Consider the following 12,376-nt stretch of genomic DNA (forward strand, 5'->3'; position numbering starts at 1 on the left):
GATCGAACTAATGTCAGCGCCAATGGCGGGCCTTGATATAGGACTGGAGCGTCGGCGTTCGACGACAGGTGGACTCCCTCGTTCGGCAGAAGGGGCTGACTTCGTCGCGATCGACTTCGAAACAGCGAACTCCTCACGTGCAAGCGCCTGCTCCGTGGGCGTCGCAGTCGTGCGTGCTGGCGTCGTCGTTGAACATGGCTCGGCGCTGATCAATCCGGAGACATTCTTTGACGGCTACAACATGGCGGTCAACGGCATCGGCCCCGACGACGTTGCCGATGCGCCAACGTTTGCGGAGCTGTGGCCGCAACTCTCGGTTCTGCTGAGCGGCCAAGTCGTGGCGGCACACGTCGCGACTTTCGACCTTGGAGTGCTTCGGCAGTCAGTGGCGCGGTACGAATTGCTGGGCATCGATGCCGAGGCGATGTGTTCATGGAGACTTGCGAAGCGGGCATGGAAGGCGTATCCGTCCTACGGACTCGCCTATCTCAGTGGCGAACTGGGCCTGGCTCTCGACCACCACGAGGCAGGTTCGGATGCGGCAGCGTGTGCAGGCGTCGTCCTGGCTGCAATCCGAGATTCAGAGGCAACGAGTCTGAGCGACATGTGCCAGCGGCTGGACTTCATGTTCGGCACACTCGACCCCTCCTCATTCATCGGTCTCAACAGCAACGCCCTGCCCGGCCTCCGAAATCTCGAAGCCGCAGAGGACGCGAACCCGGACCACCCACTATTCGGACGCACGCTCTGCTTCACCGGAGCGATGTATTCGATGGTGCGCAGAGAAGCGGCCGAACGCATCACCGCCTTTGGGGCAGATTTCAAGGACAACGTGTCGACCAAAGTGGACACGCTGGTCATTGGCGACGCCGACTTCGTCCAATTTGCCGATGGAATGCGGACCGGCAAGATGAAGCGAGCTGCCCAGCTCAGCGACGAAGGCCACGAGATCGAGATCATTGCGGAGCGCGACTTTCTGGCTCTGCTACACAGCTGACTGTCGGTTCAACTGGCGAAGGCCTTGGGCGAAGCAGACCAAGTGCTGCTGACCCGAGCGACGGCGAAGATTTCCTCGACCTGTTCGTCTGACACCACGCGGGGCAGGTCGCGAAGCCACCCAAGCAGCCGGCGTCGAGTCGTCACGTGGACATCCGACGGCATCTGCTTGACGTTGAAGTCGTCGAGGTCGACGAACGCGATCGCAGCCCGCACCTCGATCGATCTGCCACATGCGGCGGACAACAACTTGGCAGCTCGCTCGGCTTCGAAGCGTGAGTTGCGGAGGTAGTCCGTCTTCTGGCCGTTGATCATGACCATCCGTTCGCCTATCCACGCCTTGCCGCGCGGATGGCGTTTTGTGTTGATGGTGATCACGCCGGGTGGACCGATCCCGACGTGGTCGATGTCGCTGCCTCGATCACCCACTTCGATGGCGTGGAGGCAGTGCCAACCGGGGCCAAGTTTTGCGAGTTCCCGAGCGATCTTCTCCTCGCCCTTCGCCCCAACGCGCCAGGATCGCTCGTCGGTCTTCACGCCGAGGACCCTGGCGACCAGGTTGAGCGCGGGAGCCAGGCTGTTGACGCGCTCCCGCTCCGCCCATGCGGCGGCGCCGGCCACGTTGTCTGCGAGGTCCGTCGGAGCCGGGATTGGCTGAGGGGTCGGGTAGGGGTGCAGGCTTGGCGACGTGAGAGCCGGTGCTGATGGTGGGAGTTCAGATGGGGCGACGCCCTCCGTGACCTCGGTGGGCGATTCGTGAGGCGTTTTGCTCTGAGATTCCGAGGTCCACCGGCGTAAGCATTCTTCGAGGCTCGACTCGTAGCCCGGCGTCTTGGCTACGACCTTGTGCTCCTTGAGGTCGATGTGGCCGATCTCGTCGCCAGCTTGGTTTCGGACGTACACGCGGTCGTTCCCGTAGCGGGTCCAACGCGTCTCGATGAGCTGACTCATGGTCAGACATCGGCACGAACGTGCTACGACATGAAGGTCGATGGTCAGGAACTGGACTTCTCGATGAGCGCAGTGAGCTCCCGGTCGGGACTGATGCGCCGCTTGTACAGCGGACTCATCGGTGTGTTGGAGAGCCACACCGCGAGGCCAACGAGATCGATGTCGCCGCCGGCATCGTCCAGCGCGTAGCCAGCGTGGCGTACGAGTTCGTTGACCACTCCGAGCGTGCTGCGGCTCTCCGTGGGAACACAGACCGCATCGTCGCTGGTTCGATCAAGCGCGCTCGCAATGAACTCGGCAGGCGCATCGTGAGCAGCCAGCGTCTCCGCCAGCGTGTGAGGGAATCGAGCAAGGAGAGTCGATGCCGGCGCAAGCGGGAGCAGCGCTGGCAGCAGCGTGTACTCGTCGACGAAGAGCGCGACCTGCGGTCGCCAGAAGATCGCAGTCGCGTACCAAGGGGCCAGCGGCACGCCGTCGGCCGACGGCGCGTTCTTCGTGAATCCGCCGAGGCGTTGCGCAAGCTTCTTCGTGGCGTGGACGGTCAGCACGGTCGGGTCCTCCTGCGAGACAGACCAAGGCGAGCAAGCGACACGGCGACACCGTGCGAGGATTCATTGCTCGCAAATGAAACGGTTGTCTCTTTTCTGAGCGACATCGCTACGGAAACACCAGGAAGTTCGGCGGAACCTTGACGGTGAGCCATACGCCGTTCGCGGCGCGAAAGAAGTCATGGCCGTCCTGGTTCATCTGAAGCGCTCGCAGCTGGAGAATGACGGGAACGCCGCGTCGCTGCCCCACCTTTGTCGCAGTCGTCTCATCGGCGGAGAGGTGGACGTGGCTGCGCTCCATCGATCTGAGTCCCTGCTCGGCGATCAGTGGCAGGAATCGCTCGACCGTTCCGTGAAACAGAACGTCGGGAGGAGCGAGTGGCGTGAGGTCGAGGTCGACTGATACCGAGTGACCTTGTGCCGCACGGATTCGTCCGTCCACCAACTCGAAGCGCTGCTTCTCCGACGTGGCGACGACGTGCTCGATCTCGTCGAGTAGTACCGCATCTCCGTTGGCGCTGAGTGCGGCCACGAGCGACTCGACGTCGACCCAACCGTTCGCATCCAGTTCAATGCCCGCGGTGTCCGGTCGATGACGCAGGACGTACGACAGGCGCATGCTGATTCGAACAGCGTTGTCGTTGCTCACGACAGCTCTGCTCATCACGACAGTGTTGCAGTCGAGCGCGAAACTCGGGTCGTCAGTTCCGCTGGCACCGCTTGGTCGACGACGTACGATTGAGGCTCTCCGAGGAGGTGGCTGTGTCAGGCAACGGCGAGACCAAGTCGGCTCCGGCCGAGCTGACTCTTGAGCAGATCATCGAACGCTGCAATCCAATGGGCAACCTCGACGAGCTGCTCATCGGTGATCTCACCAGTGCTGATGAGGACAAGTTCTTTGGCATCCTCGAAGGTGCATGACCGATCGGCCGTTGATGAACCAAGCGAGCAACCTCGGCATCGACGTTGCGAAGGAAGACCGATCGTGATCACCAACGAAGCCCAGTACAGCTCGACCAAGGCACACCTCGCCCGCTTCGACGAAGCGGCCAGCAACATCGAGTCGCGGCCGGGCAAGCGGACGAAACTTGAGCAACTCGAACTCGATGCCGTTCGGTCGAAAGCTGAAGACCTGCGAGTCGAGCTCTCCGAATTCGACGGCCGCTGAGCACCAGCTCGCAGCGTCATTCCCTCCTCGTTCGCGAACTCTGCGACCCCCATGGGGCAGTATTGAGGAATGTCCTCGCCTGCCGGTCCCATTGACGCCCCGGAGAAGTCCTTGGCGGAGTTCTTCGCGGAGATCGAATCTGAAGATGGGCCGAGCTTGACGGCCGACGACCATCGCGACCTCGTTGCTGCTGTGCGTTCGGACCGCGAACGACCAGACGCCTGACGTGCACGTCGTCGTCGACGCACCGTTGCTCGCTGGAACGCTCGTCGACGTCCAAGGCGACATCGGGCGTCGCTACCGAGAGCGGCTCACCGAGCTCGTCGGCGACGATCGTGCGTATGTCATGCGAACTCTGACGAAGCTGGAAGTGGCCGCGGCGTTGAGGAACAAGCTGCTCCGCGCTGGCAGCGATCCGGTGCTCACCGAGGAACACTGCGACCGGGCAATCCGAAGCATGGCCAGCTGGCCGTTCCAACGGATCGAACTCACTCAGCCGATGCTTGTTCGTGTCTGGGAGATGCGCAACAACATCACGCCGTACGACGCGATGTACGTCGCAGCGACCGAGCAGCTGATGAACGAACACGACGGCAACGCGATTCTGGCGACCGCTGACGGACGCCTCGCCAATGCGCCGGTCTTGAGTGTCCCTGTCGAGCGATTCTCGCCCGACGACTCTGGGGCGAGGGATTGAGCCAGGGTTCAACTTGCACGGGGCCCGTCAAACCTTCGGCACGCTTCGATTTAACTATGGGCGCCGTGCGCGGAGGTTCGGCGGCAGCTCCAAACTTCTAACGATTCTTCTAACGGACCAGTCGTCACGGCCCGTAATCCACAGGAACGACCCGTCATCAAGAAGCGGCAAAACCCCAGCTAGACGCAACAAAACGTCACGGCCCGTCATCAACTGACAGTGACTTTCTGCGACTCATAACCCGAAGGTCCAAGGGTTCGGCGGACGGAGAGCGCTACGTGCCTCCCGGGAGGCGTCAGGGCTGGCGGACCGCACCGAGGTTGGGGTGGCGGCTCTGGTGTAGTACCGCCATGATCAGAAGTTGAGCACCCAGGATCCGGTAGCGAATGGCGTATGGGAAGCCGTCGGCTGGGACCGTCCGCTCGATGATCTCATCGTGGTCGTCACGAAGGACGGGCCGCCCCGCGTTGGTGCCATTGCGACACCCGAACGACGGTTGCGTTGATCGAGCCAAGGAAGCGGTCGTCGAGACCGTCCTCTTGGTCCTCGTACCAGTTCCAGGCATTCAAGAGATCGAGGTCGACGAGGTCGTGGAACTCGACGCGAAGGCTCACGTGCCGCGCTGGGCGCGGCGGTCAGCGAACCGCTGCTGGATGTCGTCCCACGTGAGAGTGCCGGCGTCGCCGGAGTCGAGCCAGACCATACATCCGAGTCCGATCGCAATCGGTACGACCACGGACAGTCTCCCGCAACGTCGCCGTGGGGCGGTTGCGAGAACGTATTCGTGCCAGTGAATGCTGAGCTGATGTCGCTCGCCTTGCGTCGATAGTTCGACGAATCGGCGCCGAACGCGACGAAGCCGGCCGCGTCGAGAGGGACCGTGTTCTCGATGATCTCGATGAGATGGTCGAGCGGATAGAGGCCGGCGGTGCTGACCCACACGACCATGCCGGGCTGCTCGGTGGACATCCACAGGGCGCACAGCAACGCCCTTGTCTCCAACCGGTCGATGCGCTCGTTCGGACCGCCCGCGGACTCTTTGCTTGTCGTTGCGGTGTTCACGAGGGGACTCTGGTTTGGCCGCTCGCTTCGATCGGATCGACTCGACGTGCCGCTGCGACATCGACCGCGAGCTTGCCGACGGTGCGACCGCTCTCGATTCGGTCGTAGCCCGCTCGGACATCAGCCCTGCTGATGGTCTCGGTCAATTGTGAGCGGACTCCGCCTTCGCCGACGAGTGTTGCGAGTTCCTTGAGGTACCGCACGTCCTCGCCTTGGACGAACCAATGACACGACTGCGACCCGAATCGCCAGCGCGCGAGCCGTGCCACCAGGCGAGGAAGCGGGCCGAATACTCCGTCCATGTCGGAGTCGCCGATCACCACCCATCGGCCGTCGTCGACGAGTGCCTGCCGGATCTCTGCGTCGGTCCGGTTCCCGATGCAGTCGAGGATCACATCCCAGCGCTCGGAGGCGAAGTCCTCGGAGTCGTAGTCGATGACCTGGTCGGCGCCGAGACCGCGCACGAAATCCGCGTTCTTGCAGGAACACACTCCAGCAACCCACCGTGCTCCTCTCGCTTTGGCGATCTGCACGGCGTAGTGGCCGACTCCTCCAGATGCGCCGTTGACGACGACTCGCTTGCCTGCGACATCGCCGATTTCGATTGCCTGCAGGGCAGCGGCGCCGGCGATCGGCAGCGCGGCGCACTCGAACTCGGTCATCTCTGTCGGCGCGAGCCACACATGGTCGGCGTCGGCAATGGCGTAGTCGGCGAATGCGCCGGTCATCCAGCCGAACACGGTCTGGCCGATCTCGAAGTCAGTGACGCCAGGCCCGAGTTGGTCGACCACGCCGCATGCTTCGCGGCCAAGGATCTCGTGCTTTGGGCGCCGGAAGCCCTCGACGAATCGCACGATGCCTGGCGTTGCGGTGGCAAGGTGCAGGTCCATTGGGTTGACAGTGCTCGCAGCGACCTTGATCCGTAGTTGTCCCGGCCCAGGCGATGGAACCGGGCGCTCGTCGACCTCGATCGCATCGAGCCCGTAGGCGCTCTGCACGACTGCGGTCATGGTGGTGGGGTTCGTTGTTCGTGTCATGTCGACCACGGTCACCGAATCGGGTCGAGCGTTGTCGGTGGACGACCCGAGCGCCGGTGGAACCCCTACACCTTCGTGAGTCGGTCGAGCGTGTCGGCCATGTACTCGAGGGCATCGCGTGGCGTGAGCTGCCGAGCTGCAGCCTCGGAACGGAGCTGTGATGCTCGTGGATCGGCATCGACGAGCATGCCTGGCTCGACGAGGAGCACCTTGAAGCCGTCGCCGTCGACGTCGAGGACGCCGTTGCTCTCGTAGTAGCCCAGCATGAATGCCGCTTCAGCGAGTTGCTCGGTGCCGACCATCATGTTCACGAACTCCAAGCCCACGACCCCGGCCCCGCTGAGGTTGCCGACGACGAGCAGTTCGTCGATGTAGTTGGCCAGAATGGCGTAGGCGCTCTGGTGGTCACCGGTTCGGAACGCTCGCCGGGCGGCAAGGGTTTCGTTGGGTGAGTTCGTCCGCGGAGGCAACGGCATGGAGGCGATTCGGTCGTAGATGGCGTCGGCGCCGGCAGCATCACCGCGAATCGCTCGGACGGTCGCGATGATGTACTGCAGCCAGTTGAGGAACGTCGGCGGCATGGTGCCCTCGACGCGTTGCACGACGCCGTTCGCATAGGACTCGGCTTCATCGAGTCGGCCGGAGCTGATCAGGTTGCCGGCAACGAAGACCTCGAGAAGGTGGGCCAGCAGAGTGTCTCCTCGGCGCCGTGCCTCGGCGATCGCCTCGGGGGCTGCGACGACGACGGCGAATTCGTCACGGTCCATGACAAGCCGAGCGAACCTCGCGAGGATGAGGTCCGGTTCGCCGAACCGGTCGATGAGGCGATCAAAATCTGAACGGCTTTCGGTCATGAGGTAGAAGGTGGCCGTCCAGAGCAAGCCGTCGGCGATGGCATCTTCGTCGTCGGGACCGGCGATCTCCATGATCCGTTCGATCCAGTCGCGAAGCTCGCCCAGCCCGCGCCTCAGGAAGCCTTGGGAGACGATCGGCCCGACGAGGTCGGTCGCCAGGCTGAGATCGTTCCGATCGATGGCCCAGTCGACGGCGCTGCGGAGGTTGGGCCAGATCTCGGTGAGTTCGGCGACGCCATCGATCTCACGGGGCCCAGCGAGAAGACGTCGGATGCGAACGATCTGGTCGCAAACATGATCGGCGTGGCGTCGCCGCAGGTCGCGGTCGGACTCATCGAGCGCGAGTTCGTCGAGCGCGAACTGTCGCATTGGTTCGAGGAGTCGGAATCGGCGGCCAGCGGTCCCGGACTCGACTGTGCACATCGACTGATCGACGAGGTCTCCAATCAGTGCGGTGACGTCGGCGGCCGGCAAGTGCTCATCGGGGACGACTCGTTCGGCGGCGATGAGGTCGAAGGGTCCGGAGAAGACGGCGAGACGGCGGAACAGTCGTTGTTCCTGCTCCGATAGGAGGTCGTAGGACCATTGAATCGTGGCCCGTAGCGTCCGGTGCCGCTCGATCGTGCCGCGGCGAGGTCCGGTCAGGAGACTGAAGCTGTCGTCGAGCCGGGCAAGGAGGTCCGCAGGAGTGAGACTTCTGACGCGGGCGGCGGCGAGTTCGATCGCCAGTGGCACACCGTCGAGCCGGCGACAGACGGCATTGATCGTGTTGCGGTGCAGCTCGCCGTCGAATGTGTGATCGCTGACGAGTGCACGTTGAACGAACAACTCGACGCTGGCGTCGCAGATGTCGAGTGGACCAACCACGATCAGCTGTTCGGCCGGCACGCCGAGGCCCTCTCGCGACGTGGCGAGCACGGTGAGATGTGGGCAACGTTCGACCAGCGTGAGGAGCAGCTGGTTGGTCCCGTCGACGACGTGCTCGCAGTTGTCGAGGATGATGAGGCCCGTTCGGTTTCGTAGAGCCCCAACGATTGCGTCGAGGACGGACTGTTCGGACGACTCGTGTACGCCGAGGGCGTCGGCGAGCGCTCGTGCGACGTCTTTCGACTCAGCGACTTCCGCGAGGCTGACGAACCACACGCCGTCGAGCGACACGTTGCGGTCACGTCGTGCGACCTCGAGCGCGAGCCTGGTCTTGCCGATTCCACCGGGGCCGACGAGCGTGACGATCGGGGCATCGGCCAGCGCGGCGGAGACGGTGGAAACCAGGCCGTCGCGGCCGATCAGTCGATTCGCTGGTCGTGGCAGTTCATCGTGTCGCTGCGTCGCGATTCGTAGCGGGGGGAAGGAACCCGACCCGATCTGATGGAGCGAATGTTCGGCTCGCACGCCTTCGAGCGCGAATGTGCCCAGTTCACTCTGCTCCGTGAGCCCGCACAGCGTTGCCGCGACCGACGTTGCGATCGTCTGTCCGGGGTGACCGAGAGCGGCGACGCGTTTCGCCATCGTGACGGCTGGTCCGTAGTAGGAGCCGTTGCGTTCGTCCGCGTCGCCCGTATGCAGTCCGACGCGAACGTCGATCGGCGCTCTGTCGGGCCACTCATGGGCGGAGAGCGAGCGGTGCAGGGCGATCGACCAGCCGGCTGCATCGGCAGCGCGATCGAAAGCGACGCCGATCGTCTCAGCGCCTCCGGCGAACACCAGACCCCGGTGGTCGCCAGCGACCGTTTTGGCGATTTCCTCGAAGGTCGAGATGACGTCGGCAGCGTGGTCGGGATGCTCCGACCACAACGCGGCGGCATCGTCGAGTTCCACGAAACCGAACGTGATGGTGCCGGTCGGAACCGGGCCGTCGGCGCGTCGACCGTGGCGGGGTTCGACACCTGCGACGAGTTGTTCATCCTGGCCGAGGATGAGTTGTTCGAGTTCACGAAGTCGTGGGCCGGGCTCGACACCGAGTTCGTCGACGAGTGCCGCGCGTGCCCGTCGATACGCACCGAGCGCCTCGGCCTGTCGACCCGTTCGGTACAGCGCGGTCATCAAGAGGGCCCAGAGCCCCTCGCGGAACGGATGCGCGGCGACGAGTTCGGTCAGCCGACCCGTCGCCGCTCCCGGATCGGCTTCTACGGCCTGTTCCAGGGCGGCCTCGACGGCGTCCAACCACTCCTCGACCAGGCCGTCGAAGAGTGGTCGAAGACCATCGGCGTCGACACCGGCGAGCGGTTCGCCCGCCCATTCCTGAAGCGCCACTTCGATGTCGCCACGCTTCAACGCACTCCGGAACCGGAACGTGTCGATCGACGCTGGGTCGACGTCGAGTCGATACGCGGAACCGGTGCGAACGATCGCCTCCGAACCAATCGCCTTGCGTAGACGCGCCACGTAGGTCTGCAATGTCTTTTCGGCCGTTCTCGGCGGGCTCTCTCCCCACAGCAACCCGACGAGCCGCCCGACCGTGATCGCCACTTGCGGCTCCAGGGCAAGCGCCGCCAGCAGCTCCTGACACTTCGCGGGGCCCGGATCGACCTGTGCGCCGGACGCGTCGGTGATCCGCACGCCACCAAGCAGCGAGATACGCCACTGCGCAGTGGGTGCGGACGCATCGATCATCTCGTCATCGTCGCACTCACTTCGGGATTTGTACACGTAGACGACTGTGTCCGGCGTGGGTCGAGCGCCGGTGGAGAAGCGGTGGAGGGCCTACCTGAAGTCTTGCATCGCCGTGGTGGTGCGGCTGGCCGGACTCTCATCGAGTCCACCGACACCAAGCCCCAAGTCCCTCAGCGAACGCCGACTTGGACAGCTGGGGGGAGAGAGCACGTGGATCACGAGACCGGCGCTGGTCGTCGCGATGAGCGCATTGCGGACTCGTGCGAACTCGGAGCGGTGGTTGCGTCACGCCCATGCGAGGAAGCCGACGGTGCTGGGGAAATGGACGCCGAGGTAGTGGACGTTCGCGCTCTTGAGAAGCGACCCGCGGTTCGAATCTTGCCGGTGATCAGGGTGAATTGCGTTCGGCGTCTCATGAGGGGCTTGGTCTGTTGGTTCAGGCGTGATGTTTCGACCTACATGGTGAGTTACGTGCCGAAGCGTCGAACGGCGAGCGGGACGAACACGGTCAGGATCGCTGCGACGCAGGCGAGGGTGTAGAAGATGGGGTTCTGGAGCGACCATGCGGTTGGCTCGGGTGTTCCGGCCGGGATGTTGCCGAAGAGTTCTCGTGCGGCTTGGGTGACGGCCGAGACCGGGTTCCACTCGGCGAGGGTTCGCAGCCAGCCGGGCATCGTTTCGCTCGGCACGAGCGTGTTGGCCGCAAAGGTCAGCGGGAAGAGAACCACGAGCGACGCGTTGTTGACCGTGTCGACGCTGGGAACGACTTGGCCGACGTAGGCCATGACCCAGGAGAGCGCGTAGGCGTAGAGCAACAGCAGGGCGAAACCTGCGAGGGCGCCATCGATGCCATTGGGGACACGCCAGCCAACAGCGAGTCCCGCGATTCCCATCGCGACGAGGGAGATGGTCGTGAGGACGAGGTCACTTGCAGTGCGTCCGACGACGACGGCCGATCTGGACATGGGGAGTGATCGGAACCGGTCCATGATCCCCTTCTGCATGTCGTCGGCAAGTCCGGCGGCGGTGAAGGATGAGCCGAACGTCAGCGTCACGGCAAACACGCCTCCGATGAGGAACTCGCGGTAGGAGTCGCCGGGAATGTCGATGGCACCGCCGAAGACGTAGCCGAAGATCACGATCATCATCAGTGGTTGGACGAGGGCGGCAACGAGGATCGTGGGGACTCGTTGGATCTTGATGACGTTCCGGCGGGCGACCGTCATCCCGTCGGCGAACGTGTTGCTGATGGTCGCCATCATGAGACCTCCTGCAGATCGACGTGGGTGGTTTGGTTGGTCTCGGCTGATGGGGCCGGGGGTGTCTCGCCGGTGAGCGAGAGGAAAACGTCGTCGAGCGAGGGTCGGTGCAGTCCGACATCTGAGACGCCAACTCCGTGCGCGTCGAGTGCCTGCAGGACGAGTGCCAGGCTCGCAGCACCACCATCGACGGGAGCGCTCAGTGCGCGGCCCTCGCATCGAGGCGGGCCGACTGCGACCAAGCCCAGGACGGCGAGCGCAGTGGTGGCGTCGCTCTCGGTGTCGAGAAGCAGCTCGATTCGTTCGCCTCCGACCATCGCCTTGAGTTCGTCGGGTGATCCGTGGGCAATCTCGCGGCCGTCGTCGATGACGACGATGTCGGTGGCGAGTTGGTCTGCTTCTTCGAGATACTGGGTGGTCAGCAGCACGGTGGTCCCGTCGGCGACGAGTTCCTTCACGAGTGCCCACATGGTGTTGCGGCTCTGGGGGTCGAGGCCTGTGGTCGGCTCGTCCAAGAAGATCACCGGTGCGTTGCCGACGATCGCACCTGCGAGGTCCAAGCGTCGTCGCATGCCACCCGAGTAGGTCGTGGCGGGTCGATCGGCCGCATCGGTGAGATCGAGTCGTTCCAGCAGTTCGCGTGCCCGCTCAGCCGCGGGTCGTCGGCCCAGCCGGTAGAGGCGGCCGATCATCTCGAGGTTCTCGAAGCCGGTGAGGTACTCGTCGACGGCGGCGAACTGACCGGACAGGCCGATCTGGCGCCTGACATCTTGGGGTGATGTCGTGAGGTCGGCGCCCGCAATCGTCGCCGTACCTGCGTCTGCTTGCTGCAGGGTGGCGAGGATGGAGACGGTGGTGGTCTTGCCCGATCCGTTCGGGCCCAAGAGGCCGAGGACCGTGCCTTGCTGCACGGTGAGGTCGAGGTCGTCGACCGCTCTCAGTGCTCCGTAGGACTTCATGAGTCCTCGGACGTGGATGATTGCGCTCATTCGGGTGCTCCGTTCGGTGGGATCTGTTGTCCGGATGAACAGTGCAGGGCGCGGGTGGAGCCTGGTCCGGACCCTGGTCGAGGTCGGGTGGGGTCGACGTGGTGACGCTTCCACTGCTCCTCGACCGGCGTTCGCGTCGATGAATCGGTCGAGGGGCACGTCGGTTGCGCTCGGGTCGAGTCGAGGCCCGACGACACGACCA

General features: G+C 64.0%; 12 protein-coding genes. 4 read left to right on the forward strand and 8 right to left on the reverse strand.

The genetic code is table 11. The features are described from left to right. Nucleotides 1–22: 22 nt before the first annotated feature. Nucleotides 23–997 (forward strand): exonuclease domain-containing protein, encoded by a 975-nt coding sequence (locus ACE37B_RS15025; RefSeq protein WP_409924136.1) that lies wholly within the window; start codon nt 23–25, stop codon nt 995–997. 8 nt (nt 998–1,005) lie between these two features. Here ACE37B_RS15025 and ACE37B_RS15030 read toward each other — a convergent pair whose 3' ends face one another. The 3 genes from ACE37B_RS15030 to ACE37B_RS15040 all read right to left on the reverse strand — a co-directional run bounded on the left by ACE37B_RS15030 (nt 1,006) and on the right by ACE37B_RS15040 (nt 3,159). Next, the gene (locus ACE37B_RS15030; protein ID WP_409924137.1) at nt 1,006–1,947 is read right to left on the reverse strand and encodes a nuclease-related domain-containing protein; all 942 of its coding nucleotides are present in this window, start codon (nt 1,945–1,947) and stop codon (nt 1,006–1,008) included. A 44-nt stretch (nt 1,948–1,991) separates the two neighbouring features. After that, complete coding sequence (locus tag ACE37B_RS15035; protein WP_409924138.1) at nt 1,992–2,495, reverse strand: DUF6933 domain-containing protein; 504 nt, start codon at nt 2,493–2,495, stop codon at nt 1,992–1,994. 109 nt (nt 2,496–2,604) lie between these two features. After that, the gene (locus tag ACE37B_RS15040) at nt 2,605–3,159 is read right to left on the reverse strand and encodes an RNA 2'-phosphotransferase (protein ID WP_409924139.1); all 555 of its coding nucleotides are present in this window, start codon (nt 3,157–3,159) and stop codon (nt 2,605–2,607) included. Between the two features lie 98 nt (nt 3,160–3,257). Between ACE37B_RS15040 and ACE37B_RS15045 the strand changes: the two genes are divergently transcribed. From ACE37B_RS15045 to ACE37B_RS15055, 3 genes are all read left to right on the forward strand, one after another. Further along, nucleotides 3,258–3,416, forward strand: coding sequence for a hypothetical protein (locus ACE37B_RS15045; protein WP_409924140.1), 159 nt, complete (start codon nt 3,258–3,260; stop codon nt 3,414–3,416). 64 nt (nt 3,417–3,480) lie between these two features. Further along, nucleotides 3,481–3,663 carry a hypothetical protein gene (locus ACE37B_RS15050; RefSeq protein WP_409924141.1) on the forward strand — a complete coding sequence of 61 codons (183 nt, stop codon included), beginning with the start codon at nt 3,481–3,483 and terminating at the stop codon, nt 3,661–3,663. Nucleotides 3,664–3,889: 226 nt separating this feature from the next. Continuing rightward, on the forward strand, nt 3,890–4,360 hold the full coding sequence (locus tag ACE37B_RS15055) for a type II toxin-antitoxin system VapC family toxin (RefSeq protein ID WP_409924142.1): 471 nt from the start codon (nt 3,890–3,892) through the stop codon (nt 4,358–4,360). A 443-nt stretch (nt 4,361–4,803) separates the two neighbouring features. On the opposite strand, the gene ACE37B_RS15060 is transcribed toward ACE37B_RS15055, so the two are convergent. The 5 genes from ACE37B_RS15060 to ACE37B_RS15080 all read right to left on the reverse strand — a co-directional run bounded on the left by ACE37B_RS15060 (nt 4,804) and on the right by ACE37B_RS15080 (nt 12,174). Beyond that, the gene (locus ACE37B_RS15060; protein ID WP_409924143.1) at nt 4,804–4,974 is read right to left on the reverse strand and encodes a hypothetical protein; all 171 of its coding nucleotides are present in this window, start codon (nt 4,972–4,974) and stop codon (nt 4,804–4,806) included. Nucleotides 4,975–5,418: 444 nt separating this feature from the next. Beyond that, nucleotides 5,419–6,459 carry an NAD(P)-dependent alcohol dehydrogenase gene (locus tag ACE37B_RS15065; RefSeq protein WP_409924144.1) on the reverse strand — a complete coding sequence of 347 codons (1,041 nt, stop codon included), beginning with the start codon at nt 6,457–6,459 and terminating at the stop codon, nt 5,419–5,421. A 65-nt stretch (nt 6,460–6,524) separates the two neighbouring features. Next, nucleotides 6,525–9,926 (reverse strand): AfsR/SARP family transcriptional regulator, encoded by a 3,402-nt coding sequence (locus ACE37B_RS15070; RefSeq protein WP_409924145.1) that lies wholly within the window; start codon nt 9,924–9,926, stop codon nt 6,525–6,527. Between the two features lie 467 nt (nt 9,927–10,393). After that, a complete protein-coding gene (locus ACE37B_RS15075; protein ID WP_409924146.1) occupies nt 10,394–11,188 on the reverse strand; it encodes an ABC transporter permease in 795 nt (264 codons plus the stop codon). Then, complete coding sequence (locus ACE37B_RS15080; RefSeq protein WP_409924147.1) at nt 11,185–12,174, reverse strand: ATP-binding cassette domain-containing protein; 990 nt, start codon at nt 12,172–12,174, stop codon at nt 11,185–11,187. The genes ACE37B_RS15075 and ACE37B_RS15080 overlap by 4 nt, the downstream gene beginning before the upstream one ends. Nucleotides 12,175–12,376: the final 202 nt, after the last annotated feature.

The sequence above is a fragment of the Ilumatobacter sp. genome, assembly GCF_046290335.1.
Taxonomy (GTDB): domain Bacteria; phylum Actinomycetota; class Acidimicrobiia; order Acidimicrobiales; family Ilumatobacteraceae; genus Ilumatobacter_A.